The organism is Rhizobium sp. 32-5/1, assembly GCF_029537235.1.
Taxonomy (GTDB): Bacteria; Pseudomonadota; Alphaproteobacteria; order Rhizobiales; family Rhizobiaceae; genus Pararhizobium.
On the sequence record NZ_CP120639.1, the window covers coordinates 1,059,140 to 1,080,267 of the forward strand.

Below are 21,128 nucleotides of genomic sequence, written 5' to 3' on the forward strand. Positions count from 1 at the left end.
TCAGTATCCTAGCAGCCAGGGCGCCACGGGGACCGAAAGGCCGAGCGCATAGCGGAACAGCCCGATACAGAAGGTGGTCAGCACGACCGCAAAGACGAGCAGTTCGGGAAGGCGGGAATCGCGTGCGGCCAGGCCGGATGCGATGATCGCCAGCGGGCAGGCCACCGCCATCCCGAGGTTCGGGATGGCGATCGGACCGATGTGATAGCCACGGATCGTGATGGCGAAAAGAATGACGCCGAGGACGACGGGAATAGTCTCCCGAATCGCCCAGTGACCAGTCGATGGACCAGGATCCTTGAAGCTGAAAGCGATCTGGAGAATGCCGAGCGCGACAATCATGAGCGAGAGGATGCGGGGCATAAGCCCCGAGCCGACGCCGTCGCTGGTCATGAAGGGCAAGTCCACGCCACCCCACAGGCCGAGGCCCCCGAGAGCCAGAAGGACGAGCCCGGCAATTCTCTCGTCCCTGCCAGCCGTTTTCGGCCGGCGGCTGCGAATTGATCGAGATATCCTGCATGTTACTCGACCTTGATGTCGGCGGCCTGCACCACCTCGCCCCAGCGAGCCCGCTCCTTGGCCATGAAGTCGGCAAAGGCCTGGGCACCCATGGTGGACGCTACGGCGCCGTCGTTCTTCAGCTTGTCTAGAACCTCGGCATCGCCCAGCGTCTCGGCGGTCGCCTGTTCAAGCTTCGCCTTGACTTCTGCCGGCATACCCTTAGGCCCGACCAGGCCATACCAGGCCGAAGCGGTGTACCCGGTGACACCCGCTTCGATGGCCGTCGGCACGTCGGGCAGTGTTTCGAAGCGCTTGTCGCCGGTGACGGCAAGTGCCTTCAGCGTTCCACTTTCAATGAGGCCGATGGCCGACGGAATGGTCGTGACCATGAAATCGATATGTCCACCGACAAGATCGTTCACCGCCGGACCTGCTCCTTGTAGGGCACGTGCTTGACCTTGATGCCAGCCGTCTGGCCCAGAAGCAGCGCGCCGAGATGGCTCGCCGAAGCGTTGCCCGCCGAGCCATAGACCAGATCCTTGGATTTGGCGGTCTCGATCAGTTCGCCGAGCGAATTGACCTGAAGACGTGGTCCGACGACGACGACGAGCGAAGCGTCGGCGATCATGGCGATGGGGTCCAGGGCTTCGGCCGGATCAGCTTTGAGCTTGAAGATGTGCGGATTGACGACCATCGGGCCCTGGTTGCCGATGAGCAGCGTGTAGCCGTCCGGATCGGCGGACGCGGCCACTTCTGTGCCGATGTTTGCGGCCGCACCGGGCCGGTTTTCGACGATCACGCGGCCATCAAGCGCCTTTTCGAGGCGCGCTGCAAAGACGCGCGCAATCGCGTCAGTTCCGCCGCCGGCGGCGTAGGATACGATCAAGGTGATCGGCTTGGACGGATAGGCTTCCTGGGCAAGGCCGGAGCCTGCGACGGAAAAGGCAAGCGCCGTGCTGCACAGGGAAAGCACGAGGCGGCGGGTCATTGTAGTGGGCATTTCTGATCTCCTCCCGAGTCAAGTATGGCATTCACTTCGAGGCGATGCGATAGTCTGCAAACATCGGATCGCGTTTGCGGACGAGCGCCGCGCCTTCAAACAGCCTTCGGCTGGTTCTCATCACCGAGACCGTCGGACTGTTGTCTCCCTGGGCTTTCTCGATGCGAATGCGGAGAAGGCCCGTCGGATGTTCCCATGCCAGCGACACCGGCAAGGTCAAGTTTGGAAAATGTTCCCCGACGAGGCTCGTGGGGATCGTGGCGGCAAGTCCTAAGCTGACCGCACCGGTCGTTGCCAGCGCTGTATGACAGTTCGCCGGGGTGAAATAGCGGACGGCGAGATCACCGTCACCAAGCGGCGCGCCGATGAGGGTCGGCTTCGGCAGGACAGACTGGCTGACGTCGCCGAGCCCCATCATGCGTCCCGCCTCGCGTCTCACGGTTTCGAGCCGTGTCATGAAAGCACTGTCCGCGTCGAGAACGGCGGCTGCCTCGGAACCGGTGAAGCCGAAATCCGAGGCGCGCATTACCACCAGTGGCGTTGCACCGTCGACCAAGGTCGCATCGACGTCGTGCACCCGATCGACCGCATTGCCGGTCGGCAGGAGCTTGCCCGTCTTGGCGCCGATGGCATTGCGGAAGGCGAGGTAGACGGGAGCCGCAGTTCCGGGAACTCCGTCGATCTGCGCTTCGCCCTGATAGACCATCCGGCCCTGCGGGTGCGCACGCGCGCCTCGATGATCTTACCGGTGTTGACGTTGTGGACGCGAATGAGCGTCTCCCCCACTTCAACCGGAATCAGGCCGGCCTCGATGGCGAATGGACCAACGGCCGAAAGCATGTTGCCGCAATTGGGCGCTGTATCGACCGTCTTTTCCAGAACTTTGACTTGGACGAACAGGTAGTCCACGTCCGCGTCCGGATGGGTCGACGGTCCGATAATCGCGACCTTGCTGCTGAGCGGATTGCCTCCACCGATGCCGTCGATTTGCAAGGGATGCCCCGAACCCATGATTTCCAGAAGGAGAAAATCCCGTTCGACCGGATCTGCCGGAAGGTCGCGGGACAGGAAGAAGGGTCCCTTCGACGTTCCGCCGCGCATCATGACGCAGGGTATCCTGATCAGGTCGTCCATTCGCCGTCATCCTCCAAGCCGATCTCTACCAGCCGTGGAGGAGAGTTCTCACGTCAGAAATCAGTTGTGAAATGCAAAGAATTGCGTGATTATTGCGTTATGCGGAATAATTTCGAATTTCTCGACCTGAAGGCATTTCTCGCCGTCCTTGATCTGGGCTCATTCAACGAAGCAGCCCGACAGCTGAATCTGTCACAACCTGCGCTTTCAAGGCGCATTAAGGGATTTGAGCAGGCGGTCGGAGCCCAGCTGATCGAAAGAACGACCCGGCACGTAGCCCAGACCCAGATCGGGCGAGAGCTTTTGCCGCTTGTGCGGCGCCTTGTCGATGAATTCGAAGATTCCATTCTTTCAATCAGTGATCTCGGTGGACGGCATCGCGCGCAGGTGACGATCGCCTCGGTTCCGACGGCTGCCTTCTACTTTCTTCCCAGGGTTGTGCGGTCCTTTAACGAAAAGTTCCCGGAATCCGTTTTCGTATTCTCGACATCTCGGCCAATGAAGGGCTCGATGCGGTTGCGAACGGCGAAGTAGAGTTTGGTATCAATATCACTGGCGCTGCGCGCGCCGATCTCAATTTCACACCTTTGATCGAGGATCCCTTCGTCCTGGCATGTCGGCGTGATCATCCGCTGGCCACCGCCACGTCGCTTACCTGGGCAGACCTCGCCGGCCATCCCTTGATCGGTGTCAGCAAGACGAGTGGTAACCGGGCCGTTCTTGACAGGGCTCTGACGACTGCCCAAGTGCAGCTTAACTGGTTCTATGAGGTCAACCATCTCTCGACGTCTCTCGGTCTGGTTGAGGCAGGGCTCGGCATTTCTGTGATGCCGAAGCTCGCGACACCACAGTTGGAGCATCCCGTCATTGCGACGGTGCCACTTAAGGGGCCTCCGGTCAGTCGCACCATCGGACTTGTTGAACGCCGCGGCGGGCGTCTATCGCCGGCGGCGATCCGCTTCCGGGAAATGCTGATTCAGGAATGGACGGACTGTTGACAGCCGTTTTTGGGGCAGCCTTGCACCATCAATAGCGCGTTCGATTGGGGCAGATCTCGAAGCGCGTCAGAGATCGGGGCACGCACTCTCCCTGAACCCATGACCGCGGAGTCTTTTCGTCGAAGGTTTGCCCAACCGTGTCGTGCTCCCGCGTTCCAGCGCGCAGGCGCTTGACGTGCAAGCGCAGAGCACTACGTAGATCCTTGTCCCCAGTAAACGATACTTTACCTTGCGCAAGTCGGACCCTTCAGGTTCAGACGCGCCATTTCACTGGCGTTGGGCCACAAGGTCATGGATTGTCGGGTAACAGAGCAGCGTTACCGTCTGTCTTGCCAAGTCGCGTGATGTTTCCGACAAGCGTCTGCCCGAGTTTCAGGGACGCCGCAAGCGCGCCGGCCATTTGCGGCAGGATCAGCCATTCCAGCGTCCAGGCGGCGCCGGAGCGTTCCTGCTCGTGGACAAGCGCCTGGTGCATGCCGGACAGCTGGACTGCGTTGAAACGAGCAAGCGACACCAGCACTTCCGCGGCCACCGGGTTCTGTTTGTGCGGCATGGCCGATGATCCACCGCCGCCGGAAAGCGCGATCTCGTCGCCGATCTCGGCCATCAGGGCTACATCCTGTCCGAATTTCCCGAGGCTTCCTGATATCAGCGAGAAGAGTCCGGCAATCTCGGCAAGGCCATCGCGCCGGTTCTGCCATTGCGGCCGGTCCGTGAGGCCGAGTTCGGCGGCAAGTGCCGCTCGCAGGACCCGTCCCTTGTCACTGAATTTCTCCAGCGTCCCGGCTGCACCACCGAACTGGACTGCGAAGGCGGTTTCGTCCAGGGCGGCCAGTCGTGCATGGTGCCGTTCCAGTGGTTCGCGCCAGGCGCGGATACGATCGGCCACGCGGATCGGGATTGCAGCCTGCATGCGGGTGTAGCCTGTCAATTCGGCCGTGCCGTGCTGGCTTTCCAACGACGTCATGACGTCGATGATCAAGGACAGCCGTGTCCGGGCAATGCCGCAGACTGCTTTCAGCCGCAACATCAGGCTGGTGTCGATGACGTCCTGACTGGTGGCTCCGAAATGCAGATAGGCCGCCGCATCGCCGCCGATCGCGTGGCGCATTTGTCGCACGAGTTCTGGAATTAGGACGCCGTCCCACGCGATCGCCTGTTTCAGAGAATTCACGTCCGGCCAGAAGGTTGCACAAAAGGCCGCGATACGCTCGGCTGCGTCTACTGGAATGAACCCGTGCCGTGCCTGCACGATGGCGAGCGACGCCTCGAAGGCGAGCATTGCTTTCAGGTCCGCCTCCGCCGAAAAGAAAGACGCAATCTCGGGGTCGCCGAGAAGGCCGGACAGGATTGGGTGGTCGAAAGCGGAATAGGTCATGCGCACCTATATATCGAGAAAGACGGTTTCCTTCTCGCCCTGGAGATGGATGTCGAAGGTATAGACCGATCCCTCCACGGAAGCGATCAGGGTTTCGGCGCGCTGCCGGTGTTCGATGCGCAGAAGCAGCGGATCGCTTGCATTGGCCTCACTTTCTTCCGGAAAATAGAGCCGTGTCTGCAGGCCGATATTGATGCCTCGGGCGACGATCCAGAAGGTGATGTGCGGCGCCATCAGGCGGCCGTCCTTGAAAGGCACGCGTCCGGGCTTGATGGTCTCGAAAACGTATCCGCCGGTTTCCGTGCTGGTCGGACAGCGGCCCCAGCCGGTGAAATCAGGATCGGCGGTCCCGCGAAGGTCGGACGGGCTGTTGTAGAGGCCTGACGCATCGGCCTGCCAGATTTCGATCATCGCATCCTTGAGCGGCGTGCCGGCGCCATCGATCACGCGGCCGCGAACCGTGATCCGCTGTCCAAGCGTGCGATCGTTGACCATTGCGGACCCAAGGTCCGTCTCGTAGACCCCTGAGATGCCGGCGAAATTGGGCATGCAGCCGATATGGACATAGGGGCCGGCGGTCTGCGAGGCCGTTTCCTTGAGCAGGTCGAGATACTGAACCATCAATTGCCCTCCAGCCGGTTTTCAAAGAGCGTCGATCGCCGGCCGCGCAGGACGATGTCGAACTTGTAGGCGCGCGCGTCCATCGGGATGGTGTTGGCCATGTCGAGCGGCGCGATCAACAGTTCGATCGCCCGCTTGTCGGGGATGGTCGACACGATCGGACAGCGCCAGATCAGCGGATCGCCCTCGAAATACATCTGGGTGATCAGGCGCTGGGCAAAGCCATGGCCGAAAACGGAAAAATGAATATGCGCCGGGCGCCAGTCGTTGACGCCGTTCGGCCAGGGGTAGGGACCGGGCTTGATCGTGCGGAAACGGTAAGACCCGTCTTCTGCTGTAATCATGCGGCCGCAGCCGCCGAAATTCGGATCGAGCGGTGCGAGATAGCTTTCCTTCTTGTGGCGATAGCGTCCGCCGGCATTGGCCTGCCAGAATTCGAGAAGTGCTCCCGGCACCGGACGTCCGCGTTGGTCGAGCACGCGGCCATGCACGATGATGCGCTCGCCGATCGCCGATTCGCCTGATTTGGCGAAATTGTGAATCAGGTCGTCGTCCAGTTCGCCCAACATGGCATGGCCGAAGACCGGGCCGGTAATTTCTGAAAGCGTGTTGTCGAGTGCCAAAGCGCCTTTTGCGGCGAGCGCAGCACACTGGTTTTGTAGGCAGGTGTCAGCGCCGGCGCGTGCCAGTCACGGTCTCGGGGAAGAAGGCGCCGGTCTCCGGCTTGGTTTTGGACATATCGGACATTTTGGCCCTGCCTACTCTGCTTTCCCAGCATCCATTTCACTGAAAACCTGCTTGGCGATCCGGATCGCGCTGTTGGCGGCCGGGACCCCGGCATAGATCGCCACGTGCAGCAGCGCCTCGCCGATGTCTTCGCGGGTCGCCCCCGTATTGGCGGTGGCGCGAATGTGCATCGCCACCTCTTCGTCATGCCCAAGCGCGGCCAGAAGCGCGATCGTCACCATCGACCGCTCGCGCTTCGACCAGGCCGGCCTCGACCAGACATGGCCCCAGGCCGCCTCGGTGATCAGTTCCTGGAAAGGGCTGTCAAACGCAGTCGCTGCCGCGGTAGCGCGATCGACATGGGCGTCGCCGAGAACCGAACGCCGCGTCGCCAGCCCCTGCCGGTAGCGCTCGGAAGACATGCGGCCGTCAGTCATGGGGTTTCTCTCCGGAAGGTAGCGTGTCGATGAAGGCGCGCAGGATTTCGGTCAGAATCTCCGGCTGTTCCACGCAGGGAATATGGCCGGAACCCTTGATGACTTCGTAGCGGGCGCCGGGGATGAGTTTCGCCATCGACAGCACCAGATCTGGCGGCGTCGAGCCGTCCTGGTCGCCGACGATGCAGATGGTCGGGACCGTTATGCGCCCGGCGGCCAGCGTATAGTCGGCGTCGCGGATTGCCGCGCAAAGGGCGGTATAACCGGCCACCGGCTGGCGGATGAGCATATTGCGATAACCGGCGAGCGCCAGCGCCTGCTGCGAGCGGAAGGCTGGCGTGAACCAGCGTTCGAGTATCGCATCGGCGATGCTGTCGATGCCGTTGCTCTCAATGGCTGTGATGCGGCCGTTCCAGATGTCAGGCGTTCCGATCCTGTGCGCCGTGTCGCAGAGAATGAGCGCCCGCACGAGATCAGGACGTCGCTCATAAAGTCCCTGAGCGATCAGCCCGCCAACGGACAGGCCGCAGATGATGGCGTCCTTGACGGCGAGATGATTCAGAAGCTTGATGAGATCGTCGACATGGGTCTCGATGTTGACCGGCGCCGCGCCGATGTCCGACAGGCCCTGGCCGCGTTTGTCATAGGTGACAACAGGGAAATCGCCGGCGAGCCGCACGATGACATCGCGCCAGATGCGAAAGTCGGTGCCAAGCGAATTGGCAAAGACGATCACAGGTTTGCCGGCAGGCCCGCCGATGGTCTGGTAGTGCAACGCTATGTCGTTGATCTGGGCAAACTGCACGGTGGTCTCCTCCAAGACGAGTTTGGAACTTTCATCTGGTTCGGTAAACTGATATTTTTCGATGAACACTTAACCCAGAAGTTATGAAATTACATGATCGATAGTCGCGTGAAGTTTCGCCATTTGCAGACCTTTGTCGAGGTGGCACGCCAGAAGAGTGTGATGAAGGCGGCCGGGCTGCTGCATGTGAGCCAGCCGGCGGTGACCAAGACCATTCGCGAACTGGAGGAGGTACTCGGCGTTTCCGTTTTCGAGCGCGACGGTCGCGGTATCAGGATCACCCGTTATGGCGAAGTGTTCCTGCGCCACGCCGGCGCCGCCCTGACGGCGCTGCGCCAGGGCCTCGATTCGGTGTCGAGCGCGCTTCAGGGCGATGCGCCGCCGATCCGCATCGGTGCCTTGCCGACAGTCTCGACCCGGATCATGCCGCAGGCGATCGCTGCCTTCCTCAAGGAGGGGACCGGCAGCCGCATCAAGATCGTCACCGGCGAGAATGCCGTGCTTCTCGAACAGTTGCGAATCGGCGATCTGGATCTCGTGATCGGTCGTCTCGCTGCGCCGGAGCAGATGACGGGTTTTTCCTTCGAGCATCTCTATTCCGAGCGCGTGGTGTTTGCGGTTCGCATCGACCATCCATTGCTGGAGAGCCGTCAGTCTGTCTTCTCGACGCTTGGCGACTATCCCATCCTAATGCCGACACGGGCGTCGATCATCCGGCCCTTTGTCGATCGTTTCCTGATCGCCAATGGCGTCGCCAGCCTTCCCAACCAGATCGAGACGGTATCGGATGCTTTCGGTCGGGCGTTCGTTCGATCCAGCAATGCGGTGTGGATCATCTCGGCCGGCGTCGTCGAAAGCGATATCCGCGACGGTGTGATCCGGGCGCTGCCGATCGATACCAGCGAAACGAAGGGCCCGGTGGGTCTGACTATGCGCACGGATGCTGTTCCCAGCCTGCCGCTATCGCTGCTCATCCAGACGGTACGGGAGGCCGCCGAAAACGTCTCGCGGGGCGACGCCTTCAAATAAACGCACGCCAACCGTTTCCGGAGCCAATTGGTGGAACGCGCGCTTTCGCTTGTTCAATTGTCGGAATAGCGTTCCTCCGCCCATGGGTCGCCGCGCATGTGATAGCCGTTCCGCTCCCAGAAGCCAGCCTGGTCGGCGGTCAGGAACTCGATGCGGTTGATCCACTTGGCGGACTTCCAGAGATAGAGATGCGGCACGATCAGGCGCACCGGACCGCCATGGTCGCGGGTCAAGGGTTCGCCCTCCCAATGGGTGGCGAGGATCGCCTCTTCGGAGGCGAAGTCGGAAAGCGGCAGATTGGTGGTATAGCCGTCATAGCTGGTCAGCATAACAAAGGTGGCGTCCGGCCTCGGCATGATGTGGTCGAGCAGGTCGTGGGTGGCGACGCCTTCCCAGCTGTTGTCATAGCGCGACCATGTGGTGACGCAGTGCATGTCGGAGCGCTTTTTGCTCTTGGGTAGCGCGTCGAATGCTTGCCAGTCCAGCGACAGGCTGTTTTCGACGGCGCCGGTAACATCCAGCCGCCAAGTGTCGGTGCGAACAAGCGGTTGCTGCCCCAGATCGAGCACCGGCCAGTTCTTGACCAGATGCTGGCCGGGCGGAAGGCGGTCCGATTCCGGGCGCGTCGGGCGTCCGGTGAGGAATTTGCCCTGCTCGGCCCACTTGCGCTTGGAGGTCGTGAGCTTGCTTTCCGGTGCTTGCGTGTCGTCGGTCATGATGGGATTCCGGCTTCGGTTAAAACCTTAGATGTTGCCAAGCTGCGCCATGTCAAGCGCCGCAAAGTCAGCGGAGAACCTGCTTCAGGGCGGACTGCGCTTCGCGAAGAGCCGGCAGATATCTCTCCACCAGCGCGGCCGCTGGAACGCTCGCGGCCGGAGCGCCGATGTTCAGGGCGGCGACGATCCGGCCCCGGTCATTCTCCAGCGGTACGGCGATCGAGCAGAGGCCGAGTTCGAGTTCCTGATCGATCAGCGCGTAGCCCTGTATCCGCACGCGACGCAGTTCGGCGATGATCTCGTCGGGGGCTGTCAGGGTATGGGATGTATTGGCCTTGAGATCCGAGCGGGACAGAATGGCCTTCGCATCGTCCTCGGGCAGGGCGGCGAGCAGCACGCGGCCCATCGAGGCGCAATAGACGGGCAGGCGGCTGCCGGGTGTCAGGTTGATCGACATCACCCGCTTCTGCGCCGCGCGGGCGATGTAGACGATGTCGGTCCCGTCGAGCACGGAGACGGAGGCGCTCTGTCCGGTGCGCTCGGAAAGCTGGTCGAGAGTGGGTTGCACGAGTGTCGGAAGCGGGGTCGCCGCCAGATAGGCATGGCCGAGCCGCAGGATCTTTGGCGTCAGGGCGAAGAATTTTCCGTCATAGTCGGCATAGCCGAGTTCCGCGAGGGTCAGCAGGCAGCGACGGGCCGTGGCGCGGTCCAGACCGGTGGTCCTGGAGACGTCGGCAATCGACAGGCGCGGTCGGGTCTCGTCGAAAGCTTCGATGACGCTGAGCCCCTTGGCAAAACCGCCGACGAAATCCGTTTCTCGCATTGCAACTTCTCCGTAGATCAATGTAATGTGTGCGATATATGAACAAATGTCAATTATCGCACAAAATATTTGACGTCCTGCGTCCTGCGGATTTAACTCCAGCCAGAAAGCGGCTTGATCAAGCAGCCGGGAGGAGACGATATGGCGCGGTTGTGTTCCCTGTCAGAGGCGATTGCAGACAATGTTTGGGATGGCGATACGGTCGCCATGGAGGGGTTTACCCATCTCATTCCCTATGCGGCCGGCCACGAGGTCATCCGGCAGGGGCGGCGCGATCTCTATCTCGTGCGGATGACGCCTGATATCATCTATGACCAGTTGATCGGCGCCGGCTGCGCGCGCGGCATGAAATTCTCCTGGGGCGGCAATCCCGGCGTCGGTTCGCTGCATCGGTTCCGCGACGCGGTCGAAAACCAGTGGCCGCGGGCGCTGGACATCGAGGAGCATTCCCATGCGGCGATGGCCAATGCCTATGAGGCTGGCGCCGCCAGTTTGCCGTTCGCCATGTTGCGTGGCTATATCGGCGCCGACCTGCCGAAGGTCAATCCGAACATCAGAAACGTGACCTGCCCATTCACCGGCGAAGTGCTGGCCGCTGTTCCCGCCATTCTACCGGATGTGTCGATCATCCACGCGCAGCGTGCCGACCGGAAGGGCAATGTGCTGATCGAAGGCATTACCGGCGTGCAGAAGGAGGCTGTGCTGGCCGCCAAGCGCTCGATCGTCACGGTCGAGGAGATCGTCGAGGAACTGAACCCGCCGTCGCCCAATTCCACCGTGCTGCCGAGCTGGGCCGTGACGGCGGTGGTGCATGTGCCGGGTGGGGCATTCCCGTCCTATGCCCATGGCTATTACCCGCGATCCAACGCCTTCTACATTGCCTGGGACAAGATTGCTCGCGAGCGCGAGACGTTTGCGGCCTGGATCGAAGAAAACGTCATGAAGGCGTCGCCGGAGGATTTCGGAAAGTACGCTGCGAAAAAGCCGGTCAAGGCAGCGTGAGGAACACGAGATGAACACGGATTTCACGCCCACCGAAATGATGACGATCGCCGCCGCCCGCGCGCTGACCAATGACGATGTCTGCTTTGTCGGCATCGGTGCGCCCTCGGCGGCCTGCAATGTCGCACGGCTCACCCATGCACCCGATATTACGCTGATCTACGAGAGCGGTACGGTCGGAACCAAGCCGGATGTGCTGCCGCTGTCGATCGGCGACGGGGAACTCTGCGATACGGCGCTGTTCACCGTGCCGGTGCCGGAGATGTTCCGCTACTGGCTGCAGGGCGGGCGCATCACCACAGGTTTTCTCGGCGGCGCCCAGATCGACAAGTTCGCCAACCTCAATACAACCGTCGTTGGCCCTTACGACAAGCCGAAGGTCAGGCTTCCCGGCGGCGGTGGCGCGCCGGAAATCGCCAGCAATTGCGGCCGCATCTTCATCACCATGGCGCTCACCAATCGCGGTTTCGTCGAAAAGCTGCCCTTCATCACCTCCATGGGCCACGGCGAGGGCGGCGATCATCGCGCGCGGTTGGGCATGAAGACCAAAGGCCCCACACGGGTCGTGACCGACCTCTGCATTTTCGAGCCTGATACCGAGACCAAGGAGCTGACGGTTGTATCCATCCACAAGGGCGTGACGCGTGCGCAGATCCGGGAGAACTGCGGCTGGACGGTCAAGTTTGCCGACTTTGTAGAGGGTACGCCGGTGCCGAGCGAAACCGAACTCACCGTGCTGCGGGATATCAACGCCCGCACGAAAAAAGCGCACGAGGCCGCCTGATGACCGATGCCTATATCTGCGACTATATCCGCACGCCGATCGGCCGTTTTGGCGGTTCGCTCTCGTCGGTCCGGGCCGATGATCTTGGCGCGGTGCCACTGAAAGCGCTAATGGCGCGCAATGCTGCCATCGACTGGGACGCGGTTGACGACGTGATCTTCGGTTGCGCCAATCAGGCGGGAGAGGACAATCGCAACGTGGCGCGTATGTCGCTTCTGCTGGCGGGGCTGCCGGTGACCGTGCCAGGCACGACAATCAATCGGCTGTGCGGTTCGGGCATGGACGCCGTGATCTCGGCCGCCCGGGCCATCAAGGCTGGCGAGGCGGACCTGATGATCGCCGGCGGTGTTGAAAGCATGTCGCGCGCGCCTTTCGTTCTGCCCAAGGCCGACAGCGCTTTTTCGCGCAATGCCGAGATCTATGACACGACCATCGGCTGGCGCTTCGTCAATCCGCTGATGAAGAAGCTGTACGGTGTCGATTCCATGCCGGAGACAGGCGAGAACGTCGCTGAGGATTTTCAGGTCTCGCGCGAGGATCAGGACGCCTTCGCCGTGCGGTCCCAGAACAAGGCCACCGCCGCACAGCAGAATGGCCGGCTGGCTCGCGAGATCACGCCGGTGACCATTCCGCAGCGCAAGGGCGACGCCGTGCTCGTCGATCGCGACGAGCATCCGCGCGAAACCACGATCGAGACGCTGGCCAAGCTGAAGGCTCCATTTCGCGACGGCGGTTCGGTGACGGCCGGCAATGCGTCCGGCGTCAATGACGGCGCTGCGGCGCTGATCATCGCTTCGGAAGCGGCTGCAAAAACATGGCCTGACGCCGATTGCCCGCGTGCTGGGCGGCGCAGCGGTCGGCGTCGCGCCGCGGATCATGGGGTTTGGCCCAGCACCAGCGGCGAAAAAGCTGATGGCGAGGCTCGGCCTGACGCAGGAGCAGTTCGACATCATCGAGCTGAACGAAGCGTTTGCCTCGCAAGGATTGGCGACGCTACGCGCTCTCGGCATTGCCGACGACGATGGCCGCGTCAACCGCAATGGCGGCGCGATCGCGCTTGGTCACCCGCTCGGCATGTCCGGGGCACGCATCACCGGTACGGCGGCGATCGAGCTTGGTTTGAGCGCAGTTCGCTATTCTCTGTCGATGATGTGTATCGGCGTCGGGCAGGGGATTGCGGTCGCGCTCGAACGCGCGTGAACCCGTCGGAACACAGCGCCGCTCACAGGCCTTCTGCAGCCAGCATGAGACATTGTCACGGCGTGCACATGAAATTGACGACAGCGTCCGATATCAATTGCTTGTGCCGGTCGTAAAGCGCTGGTTCGGACAGATCACGGCGGAAGATGGTGCCAAAGGTGTGGCGGTTCGACACCCGGAAAAAGCAAAAGGCGCTGATCAGCATGTGCAAGTCGATGGGGTCGATGTCACGCTGGAAACTTCCATCCTTCCTGCCACGATCAAGGATCGCCTCAAGCGCGCGAATGATAGAGACGTTGAGGTCTTTAATCTCGGCGGATCGCTGCATGTGTACGGCTTGGTGGATATTTTCAATGCTGACCAGTCGGACGAAGTCCGGATTGTGCTCGTCGTGATCGAACGTAGTTGCGATAAGGGTCCGCAGCGCAGCGATCGGCGTCATGTCGCGAAGCTCAAGGTCGGCCTCAAGGGAACGGATCTTGCGGTAGGCCTTCTCCAGGACAGCAAGATAGAGTTCTTCCTTGCTGCCGAAATAGTAATAGATCATTCGCTTGGATGTACGTGTACGCTCCGCGATTGCGTCGACCCGGCCGCCAGACAGGCCACGAGCAGCAAACTCCTGCGTCGCAACAGTCAGGATGTCTTCTTTGGTCTTTTCAGCGTCATTTTTGCGTGCGCTGCGCTCTTGTGTGGTCATCTAAACTGGCATCCAGATCGGGCTTTTCGTCGGCGTCTCCATGCTTTCCTTAACACATGCAGACTTATTTGGCATTCATAGGCAGGTCCGATGGTTGATTCAACGGGCACCAATTGACACGAACTAGTTAGTACATTAATCATAGTGACGGAGTGAGGATCAGGTTCTGGCCGGAAAGATGGGAAGGGTTGCGAGATTGGCGGGCGTGCAAGCTCCGTCACGTCTAGCGGCAACGAAAATGGATGTGTCTTCCAATTCCATTCGCGCCGGCCTCATCGGATCCGGTATTCAGGCGTCGCTAACGCCTGCCATGCACATGGCTGAAGCGCGCAGCCAGGGTTTTTCCTATCGCTACGACCTGCTCGACCTCAATATTCTAGGGGTGGTGCGGAGCGTCTTGCCGGATTGATTGCCCAGGCAGAATCTGAAGGTTTCTCCGGGCTCAACATTACCCACCCTTGCAAGCAGGCAGTAATACCCCTTCTGGACACTCTTTCGGACGATGCCACCGCACTTGGTGCTGTCAACAGCGTGGTACTGCGCGACGGCCGCCGCCATGGTCATAACACTGACTGGTGGGGTTTTGCCGAGGGGTTTCGTCCGCGACTTCCAAATGCCGAGCTGAGCCATGTCGTTCAGCTGGGTGCTGGCGGGGCGGGAGCGGCCACAGTCTATGCAATCCTGATGCTGGGTGCGGACGCAGTGACTATCTTCGATCCGGATGGCGCCCGCGTCGCTGCACTCGTTGCTGCCATGGCGGCCCGTTTCCCGTCGGCCCGGATTTCTGCCGGTCACGATCTGGCCGCGGCCATGGCGGATGCGTCAGGCCTGATCCATTCGACGCCGACCGGCATGGTCAACTATCCCGGTCTACCGTTAGACACGGACCTTCTGCAAGTCCATCAATGGGTTGCTGAGGTCGTCTATTTTCCGCTGGAAACGGCACTCCTCACGGCGGCGCGTCAGCGCGGCTGCCAGGTTATCGATGGCGGCGGGATGGCGGTGTTTCAAGCGGTTGGCGCATTCCGTCTCTTTACGGGTCGGGAAGCGGATGGCGGGCGAATGATGCGCCATTTCATGGAACTGACCGGCACGCGAGCTGAAAGCGAAATTCCTCCGGGGAGCGTCAGATGAAGACGTCGATCGCCACCGTTTCGATCAGCGGGGAACTGCCCGACAAGCTGGCGGCAATCGCAGCTGCAGGCTTCGACGGTGTCGAGATTTTCGAGAACGATTTCCTTGCTTTTGACGGCAGCCCGGCCGATGTCGGCAAGATGGTCCGCGACCACGGGCTGGAGATCACGCTGTTTCAGCCGTTCCGCGATTTTGAGGGAATGCCGGAGCCCCATCGCTCCCGCACCTTCGATCGGGCGGAGCGCAAGTTTGATATCATGCAGCAGCTCGGCACCGATTTGGTGCTGGTTTGCTCCAACGTCTCACCGGTCTCGCTCGGCGGCATCGACCGCGCCGCTGCAGATTTCCACGAACTGGGCGAGCGGGCGGCCAAGCGCGGGCTGAGGGTCGGCTACGAGGCATTGGCCTGGGGACGGCATATCTCCGATCACCGCGACGCGTGGAAATTGTGCGCCGGGCCCAGCATCCAAATATCGGTATCATCCTTGACAGCTTCCACTCGCTCGCACGCAAGATCGATATCAATTCGATCCGCTCTATCCCCAATGAAAGCATCTTCATCGTCCAGCTGGCGGACGCGCCGCTGATAGACATGGACCTGCTTTACTGGAGCCGCCACTTCCGCAACATGCCGGGCGAGGGCGATCTTGCCGTGACGGACTTCACGACAGCAATCGCCGAGACAGGGTATGATGGCTACTTTTCGCTGGAAATCTTCAACGACCAGTTCCGTGGTGGTTCTGCAAAGGCAATCGCTGCCGATGGGCAGCGTTCGCTTATCTTTCTGGGCGACCAGGTTCGCCGTCGGTCGGCATCGTGCGGTCTGACGCTGGCACCTATGCCGGAACGCGTTGCCGTCTCGGGCTTGGGCTTCATCGAGTTTTCCGCCGACCCGGACGACGCGGGCGATCTTGCCGCAATCCTGAACACACTTGGATTTCGGAGGACGGCGCATCACCGTTCCAAGCAGGTCCACCTCTATGAGCAGGGTGAGATACGCATACTGATCAATACCGAAAATGTGGGCTTTGCCAATGCCGCCTATGCGGTGCATGGGACGTCTGCCTATGCGATAGCGCTCGTGGTGGGTGATGCGACCAAGGCAATGGCACGGGCAGTCGCGCTGGGCGCCGAGCCGTTCAGTCAGCCGGTCGGGCCGGGGAAGTGGCCGTGCCGGCCATCCGCGGTGTCGGCGGCGGGCTGCTGTATCTTTTGGACAGCGGGGGCGATCTTGGGCGGATCTGGGATATCGATTTTCGCGCGCTCGATGCCGATTCCGGCGTCATGCCGGCAGGGCTTTGCCACGTCGATCACGTGGCACAGACGGTCGCCTATGAGGAGATGCTGACCTGGCTGCTTTTCTACACGTCGATCTTCGAGGCGGACAAGTCGCCGGTCGTGGATATCATCGACCCATCCGGCGTGGTGCGCAGCCAGGTCGTCCAGAACAAAGAGGGTTCGCTGCGCATCACCATGAATGGCGCGGAAAACAGGCGAACGCTGGCTGGCCATTTTATTGCGGAGAATTTCGGATCCGGGGTCCAGCATATTGCCTTCTCGACGGAGGATATCTTCGCAACCGCTGCGGCTCTTCGGGCAAACGGCTTTCAGCCGCTGCAGATATCGCCCAACTACTATGACGATGTGGAAGCCCGCTTCGGGCTCGACCCCGAACTCACGGAGCGGCTAAAGGCGGAAAACATCCTCTACGACCGCGACGAGCAAGGCGAGTATTTCCAGCTTTACAGCCCCACTTATGGCGAAGGTTTCTTCTTTGAGATCGTCGAGCGGCGCGGCTATCGCGGCTACGGCGCGGCCAATGCGATCTTCCGCATCGCGGCGCTGAAGAAGAACCTGCGCCCTGCCGGCCTGCCGAGGAGCTGAATGATGGGTGGTGGCGTACCACGGATGCTCGGAAGCGAGCGGGTGCGTTGTGCACTGCGACGACAAGCTCGGCGAGTCGCCATTGTGGTGCGATCGGTCGCAGAAGCTCGGGTGGCTCGACATCGAGAAACCGAAGCTCCAAAGCTTCGATGCTCTAGCGCAGTTCCATCAGGTGTTTTGCGGATCGCGAGACGACCTATCTCGGTGGTCAGGCCTTGACGGAAAGCGGCGGACATCTTCTGGCGCGTGATCTGCCCGGACGGCACCTGCTTCGATGTGGACGGCGGACTTTGGACGGCGTTTTCCGCGGGCGGGCGGGTCGTGCGCTATGCGCCCGACGGGCACATCGACACCGTCATTCCGCTGCCCGTCAGCAACCCGACCTGTGTATGCTGGAGCGGATTAATGCACTTTGAGCGCATGGTCCATGCACGGCTTTCAGCGGATGAGGCCGCTTTTAAGAACGTGGTCTATGCCGCTGCGGACGTGGCGCTTGAGCATGGCGCGCGCGCCGTCCACGTCCCGTTGCATGGCAAGGTCGAGCAGCTGCCGGTGATCGTCGCTGACCGCCTTGCCGCGAAAGCTGCGGGCCAGAAGATGATAGCGAAGGAACCGGTCGAAGGTGGACGACAGGGCATCGATAAGAACCGTGGATCCACAGGCGGCGACGAGCGCTTGGTGAAATTCCCAATCATAACCGACCCATTCAACGGTTCGCTCGACCTCGCCGTTCAGAAGACGGCGTTCGACGCTGGACAGCTTGTGGTGGGCGGCAACGACGCGGGCCTCCCAGTCGAGATCGCCGGCGGCAAAGGAGAGGCCGACGGCGTGGCTCTCCAGAAGCAGCCGAAGATCGCCGAGGTTTTCCAATTCCATGACCGACACCGGCGCGACCTCGAAACCCCGCTGGCCCTCGGCAAGGACAAGATTTTCCGTGGCAAGGCGCGACAGGGTTTCCCGCAGCGTGGAGACGCTGACGGCATAGCTGTCCTTCAACTGCTCAAGCCTCAGCTTCTGCCCGGGTGCAAGTTTGCCGGCGATGATGTCGCTGCGGATGCGCCGAAAGGCCAGGTCACTGGCCGTCTCGAGCCGATCGGATTCATGTTTGGTCATTGATCCCCCTACAGCGAAAATATAACCGATATAAATAAAAATCTATGATAAAAGTTATTTGACAGGGGATATTAGACAAGGGACATTCGCTATCACACATGGCAAAAGCCGTCCGTTTGACATAAACGAACTATTTCGTACAATATTCAGGATGCCGAATTCCGGGAGGGAAATCGGTCTTGGAGGAGCGCCGACGGTACGACCGGTCGGCTCAGTGGAGGAAAAATATGACATTCGCACTCACCCGGCGCTCTATTCTGAGCGTAACCGTTGCGGCATCGTTGGCGTTGGGTCTGCCAGCCTTCGCGCAGGACAAGCCCACGCTCAAATTTTCGGCGGTCTTTTCCGAACAGGACATACGCGCGCAGATGACAAAGTCTTTTGCCGAGGCGATCAAGGACAACTTCACGCTTGAGCCCTACTACGGCGGTACGCTCTTCAAACAGGGCACGGAGCTCGTCGCGCTCCAGCGTGGAAACCTGCAGATGGGCAACATCGCGCCGCAGGACATCTCAAACCAAATACCGGAATGGTCGGTGCTGACATCAGCCTACCTCTTCCGGGATGCCGCGCATGTGAAGGCATTCTTCGAGAGCGAGACCGGTGCGGAATTCAAGAAGATGGCTGAAGATCAGCTCGGTGTTCACATTCTCGGGCCGACCTATTTTGGTGCGCGTCAAGTAGGCCTGAAGACGGACAAGAAGATTACCACGCCAGCAGATATGGCTGGGGTCAAGCTGCGCATGCCGGGCGGTGATGCCTGGCAGTTCCTCGGGACGGCGCTCGGCGCCAACCCGACACCGATGGCCTATGCGGAAGTTTACACTGGTCTCCAAACCGGCGCGATCGACGGGCAGGACAACCCGCTTCCGAACGTGAAGAATATGAAGTTCTATGAAGTCATGTCGCAGGTCGTGCTGACGTCGCACCTTATCGGATATGACCTCCTGACAGTTTCCAGCAAAGTCTGGAATGAGATGACCCCGGAACAGCAGACAGCTTTCCAGGCCGCAGCCGACACGGCGATGGCCTGGAGCCAGGAGCAGCATCTCGCACAGGAGAAGGCGCTGACGGAGGAGTTCAAGGCCGCCGGCCTCGAGATCTACGAGCCGGATCTCGCCGCTTTCCGCAAGTTCGCCCAGGAAAAATACCTGGCCTCCGATCTCGCCAAATCGTGGCCAGAGGGCATCCTTGAAAAGGTTGCCGGCCTTTAGGTTGAAAATCTGCCCTGCTTCAAATTGGAGCAGGGCAGCCACAGGGTTTTCGGCTGGCGGCAGGTTTGCGCGGCCGGAATCATGCGATTGGTGAGGATCCCCTATGTCTAGAAAATCTGTCGTGCTGGGCGGCTGGCTGCGGGAGAGGGCGGAGAATATTCTCTGCCTCATGCTCTTTAGCATGTTCGCAGTCTTTTTGCTTCAGATCGTCTTCCGTTACGGACTGAACCTGTCGATCGGCTGGACGCATGAAGTGAGCGTCGCTCTGTGGATCTGGATCGTGCTCTTCGGCTCTGCATTCGTCGTGCGCGAAAGCGAGGAAATCCGCTTTGACTTCTTCTGGGCAAGCGCCTCCGACCGGGCACGCCGCCTCATGACAATTGCAATGGCGGCTGCGTTGATCATTGCGTTCGGCGTCTCTCTGCCGGCCGTCATCGACTACGTCTCATTTATGAAGGTGGAAAAGACGGCCTATCTGAAAATCCGCTTCGACTATCTCTATTCCATATATGTCGTTTTCGCCGTGGCGATGATCATCCGTTACATATGGCTCGGCATCCAATCCATTCGCGGCCAGACCCCCGAAGCCTTCGATCCCACCAAGGCGAGCTCCGGCGTATGAACCTCACCAGCCCCTTTTCGCTTGCCATCGTCACCATCACGGCGCTGGCATTCTTAGGCCTGCCCATCGGGCTGTCGATGATGGTTGGCTCCATTTTGTACTTGTTCATGATCGGTGCCGACATGGGTACCGTTGCCGAGCAGTTTCTAAACGGCATGTATTCGAACTACATCATCCTTGCCGTCCCACTTTTCGTGCTGGCAGCCGAGTTCATGAATATCGGCTCGATGACCGAGCGTCTGCTGACATTTTGCAATGTACTCGTCGGGCGGTTTCGCGGAGGACTTGCCCAGGTCAACATCGTGCAAAGCATCGTATTTGCCGGCATGTCCGGTTCTGCGATTGCCGATGCGGCCGGCAGCGGCAAGATGATGCAGAACATGATGACCAAGGGCAACCGCTATACGCCAAGCTACGCGGCGGCGCTCACGGCGGTCACCTCTGTCATCGGGCCGATCATTCCGCCGTCAATCCCGATGGTCATCTATGCCCTCGTTTCCGACGCCTCGATCGGCTATCTCTTCCTCGCCGGCATGGTACCTGGTCTCCTGATGGCCGGACTGCAGATGATGCAGGTGGCGATCACGGCGCGCCGCAAGAACTTTCCCGTTGAGGTAGCGGTTCCCCTGCGTGACATCCCGTTGATCACATGGCGTGCGTTTCCGGCGCTGATGATGCCAGTCGTGCTGCTCGGCTGCATTTATAGCGGCATCACGACGCCGACCGAAGCTGCAGCCCTTGCTGCGGCCTATGCCTTGCTGATCTCGGTCGTTATCTACCGCAGCATAACGTTTACCGCCTTCTATGATGCGTTGAAAGTCAGCTCCAAGACGACGGCCTCCATCGGCATGCTGATCGCCGGCTCGCTGGTGTTCAATTACGTCGTCACCATCGAGAACATTCCCGACAGTCTGCGCGTCATCCTGCAAGGCTGGGACCTGTCCCCGATCGGCTTTCTGATCCTGGTCAACGTCATCCTGCTGCTGCTCGGCTGCGTGCTGGAAGGCACCGCGATCCTGCTGATCATCGTGCCGGTCTTTATCCCGACGGCGCAGGCGCTGGGCATCGACATGGTGCATTTCGGGGTCATGGTCGTCGTCAACATCATGCTCGGCCTGGTGACGCCACCTTATGGCTTGCTGCTCTTCATCATGACCAACATCTCCGGCGCTCCGGTCAAGGACATCATCCGCGATGCGTTGCCCTTCCTGTTTTGGATGGTAATCTGCCTGATGGTCATCACCTTCGTCCCCGACATGGTCCTGTGGCTGCCGAGGCAATTCGGATACCAGGGCTGAGAAACGAGAACA

General features: G+C 60.6%; 17 protein-coding genes and 7 pseudogenes. 11 read left to right on the forward strand and 13 right to left on the reverse strand.

The features are described 5' to 3' along the window. The 4 genes and pseudogenes from P6U16_RS26850 to P6U16_RS26865 all read right to left on the reverse strand — a co-directional run bounded on the left by P6U16_RS26850 (position 1) and on the right by P6U16_RS26865 (position 2,635). On the reverse strand, positions 1–564 hold the full coding sequence (locus tag P6U16_RS26850; protein WP_349017758.1) for a tripartite tricarboxylate transporter TctB family protein: 564 nt from the start codon (positions 562–564) through the stop codon (positions 1–3). Continuing rightward, complete coding sequence (locus P6U16_RS26855) at positions 522–923, reverse strand: tripartite tricarboxylate transporter substrate-binding protein (RefSeq protein ID WP_277704382.1); 402 nt, start codon at positions 921–923, stop codon at positions 522–524. Before P6U16_RS26855 ends, P6U16_RS26850 begins: the two co-directional genes overlap by 43 nt. Next, positions 920–1,501 (reverse strand): tripartite tricarboxylate transporter substrate binding protein, encoded by a 582-nt coding sequence (locus P6U16_RS26860; protein ID WP_277704383.1) that lies wholly within the window; start codon positions 1,499–1,501, stop codon positions 920–922. The genes P6U16_RS26855 and P6U16_RS26860 overlap by 4 nt, the downstream gene beginning before the upstream one ends. 31 nt (positions 1,502–1,532) lie before the next feature. Continuing rightward, positions 1,533–2,635 (reverse strand): annotated as a pseudogene (locus tag P6U16_RS26865) (4-oxalomesaconate tautomerase). Between the two features lie 99 nt (positions 2,636–2,734). Here P6U16_RS26865 and P6U16_RS26870 point away from each other — a divergent pair. Further along, positions 2,735–3,633, forward strand: a pseudogene (locus P6U16_RS26870) (LysR substrate-binding domain-containing protein). A 289-nt stretch (positions 3,634–3,922) separates the two neighbouring features. On the opposite strand, the gene P6U16_RS26875 reads toward P6U16_RS26870, so the two are convergent. The 5 genes and pseudogenes from P6U16_RS26875 to pcaD all read right to left on the reverse strand — a co-directional run bounded on the left by P6U16_RS26875 (position 3,923) and on the right by pcaD (position 7,600). Continuing rightward, positions 3,923–5,011: a 3-carboxy-cis,cis-muconate cycloisomerase gene (locus P6U16_RS26875; RefSeq protein ID WP_277704384.1), complete on the reverse strand. Its 1,089-nt coding sequence runs from the start codon at positions 5,009–5,011 to the stop codon at positions 3,923–3,925. Between the two features lie 6 nt (positions 5,012–5,017). Next, on the reverse strand, positions 5,018–5,632 hold the full coding sequence (gene pcaG, locus P6U16_RS26880; RefSeq protein ID WP_277704385.1) for a protocatechuate 3,4-dioxygenase subunit alpha: 615 nt from the start codon (positions 5,630–5,632) through the stop codon (positions 5,018–5,020). Further along, positions 5,632–6,379 (reverse strand): annotated as a pseudogene (gene pcaH, locus P6U16_RS26885) (protocatechuate 3,4-dioxygenase subunit beta). Before pcaH ends, pcaG begins: the two are co-directional and overlap by 1 nt. 11 nt (positions 6,380–6,390) lie before the next feature. Then, on the reverse strand, positions 6,391–6,795 hold the full coding sequence (gene pcaC / locus P6U16_RS26890; protein WP_277704386.1) for a 4-carboxymuconolactone decarboxylase: 405 nt from the start codon (positions 6,793–6,795) through the stop codon (positions 6,391–6,393). After that, the gene (pcaD, locus tag P6U16_RS26895) at positions 6,788–7,600 is read right to left on the reverse strand and encodes a 3-oxoadipate enol-lactonase (protein ID WP_277704387.1); all 813 of its coding nucleotides are present in this window, start codon (positions 7,598–7,600) and stop codon (positions 6,788–6,790) included. The genes pcaC and pcaD overlap by 8 nt, the downstream gene beginning before the upstream one ends. Positions 7,601–7,693: 93 nt before the next feature. Between pcaD and pcaQ the strand changes: the two genes are divergently transcribed. Beyond that, positions 7,694–8,629, forward strand: a complete 936-nt coding sequence (gene pcaQ, locus P6U16_RS26900) for a pca operon transcription factor PcaQ (protein ID WP_277704388.1) — start codon at positions 7,694–7,696, stop codon at positions 8,627–8,629. Positions 8,630–8,682: 53 nt separating this feature from the next. On the opposite strand, the gene P6U16_RS26905 is transcribed toward pcaQ, so the two are convergent. Both P6U16_RS26905 and P6U16_RS26910 read right to left on the reverse strand, forming a co-directional pair. Continuing rightward, entirely contained in the window at positions 8,683–9,345 is a 663-nt protein-coding gene (locus P6U16_RS26905; protein ID WP_277704389.1) for a sulfite oxidase-like oxidoreductase, read from the reverse strand. A gap of 67 nt (positions 9,346–9,412) precedes the next feature. Then, on the reverse strand, positions 9,413–10,168 hold the full coding sequence (locus P6U16_RS26910; RefSeq protein WP_277704390.1) for an IclR family transcriptional regulator: 756 nt from the start codon (positions 10,166–10,168) through the stop codon (positions 9,413–9,415). A gap of 141 nt (positions 10,169–10,309) precedes the next feature. Between P6U16_RS26910 and P6U16_RS26915 the strand changes: the two genes are divergently transcribed. The 3 genes and pseudogenes from P6U16_RS26915 (at position 10,310) to pcaF (ending at position 13,154) form a co-directional block, all read left to right on the forward strand. Beyond that, positions 10,310–11,170, forward strand: coding sequence for a CoA transferase subunit A (locus P6U16_RS26915; protein WP_277704391.1), 861 nt, complete (start codon positions 10,310–10,312; stop codon positions 11,168–11,170). 10 nt (positions 11,171–11,180) lie between these two features. After that, positions 11,181–11,954, forward strand: a complete 774-nt coding sequence (locus P6U16_RS26920; protein ID WP_277704392.1) for a CoA-transferase subunit beta — start codon at positions 11,181–11,183, stop codon at positions 11,952–11,954. After that, positions 11,954–13,154, forward strand: a pseudogene (gene pcaF, locus P6U16_RS26925) (3-oxoadipyl-CoA thiolase). The gene P6U16_RS26920 and the pseudogene pcaF overlap by 1 nt, the downstream one beginning before the upstream one ends. Positions 13,155–13,209: 55 nt before the next feature. Here pcaF and P6U16_RS26930 read toward each other — a convergent pair. Next, complete coding sequence (locus tag P6U16_RS26930; RefSeq protein ID WP_277704393.1) at positions 13,210–13,851, reverse strand: TetR/AcrR family transcriptional regulator; 642 nt, start codon at positions 13,849–13,851, stop codon at positions 13,210–13,212. A 238-nt stretch (positions 13,852–14,089) separates the two neighbouring features. Between P6U16_RS26930 and P6U16_RS26935 the strand changes: the two are divergent. The 3 pseudogenes from P6U16_RS26935 to P6U16_RS26945 form a co-directional block, all read left to right on the forward strand. After that, positions 14,090–14,985 (forward strand): annotated as a pseudogene (locus tag P6U16_RS26935) (shikimate dehydrogenase). Further along, positions 14,982–16,869 (forward strand): annotated as a pseudogene (locus P6U16_RS26940) (TIM barrel protein). The pseudogenes P6U16_RS26935 and P6U16_RS26940 overlap by 4 nt, the downstream one beginning before the upstream one ends. A gap of 276 nt (positions 16,870–17,145) precedes the next feature. Continuing rightward, positions 17,146–17,211: pseudogene (locus P6U16_RS26945) on the forward strand (hypothetical protein); the annotation flags it as partial. Between the two features lie 96 nt (positions 17,212–17,307). Here P6U16_RS26945 and P6U16_RS26950 read toward each other — a convergent pair. Continuing rightward, positions 17,308–17,982, reverse strand: a complete 675-nt coding sequence (locus P6U16_RS26950; protein WP_277704394.1) for an FCD domain-containing protein — start codon at positions 17,980–17,982, stop codon at positions 17,308–17,310. Between the two features lie 227 nt (positions 17,983–18,209). Between P6U16_RS26950 and dctP the strand changes: the two genes are divergently transcribed. From dctP to P6U16_RS26965, 3 genes are all read left to right on the forward strand, one after another. Further along, the gene (dctP, locus tag P6U16_RS26955) at positions 18,210–19,196 is read left to right on the forward strand and encodes a TRAP transporter substrate-binding protein DctP (protein ID WP_277704395.1); all 987 of its coding nucleotides are present in this window, start codon (positions 18,210–18,212) and stop codon (positions 19,194–19,196) included. Between the two features lie 103 nt (positions 19,197–19,299). Beyond that, a complete protein-coding gene (locus P6U16_RS26960) occupies positions 19,300–19,818 on the forward strand; it encodes a TRAP transporter small permease subunit (RefSeq protein WP_277704396.1) in 519 nt (172 codons plus the stop codon). Beyond that, the gene (locus P6U16_RS26965; protein WP_277704397.1) at positions 19,815–21,116 is read left to right on the forward strand and encodes a TRAP transporter large permease; all 1,302 of its coding nucleotides are present in this window, start codon (positions 19,815–19,817) and stop codon (positions 21,114–21,116) included. Before P6U16_RS26960 ends, P6U16_RS26965 begins: the two co-directional genes overlap by 4 nt. The last annotated feature ends 12 nt before the right edge of the window (positions 21,117–21,128 follow it).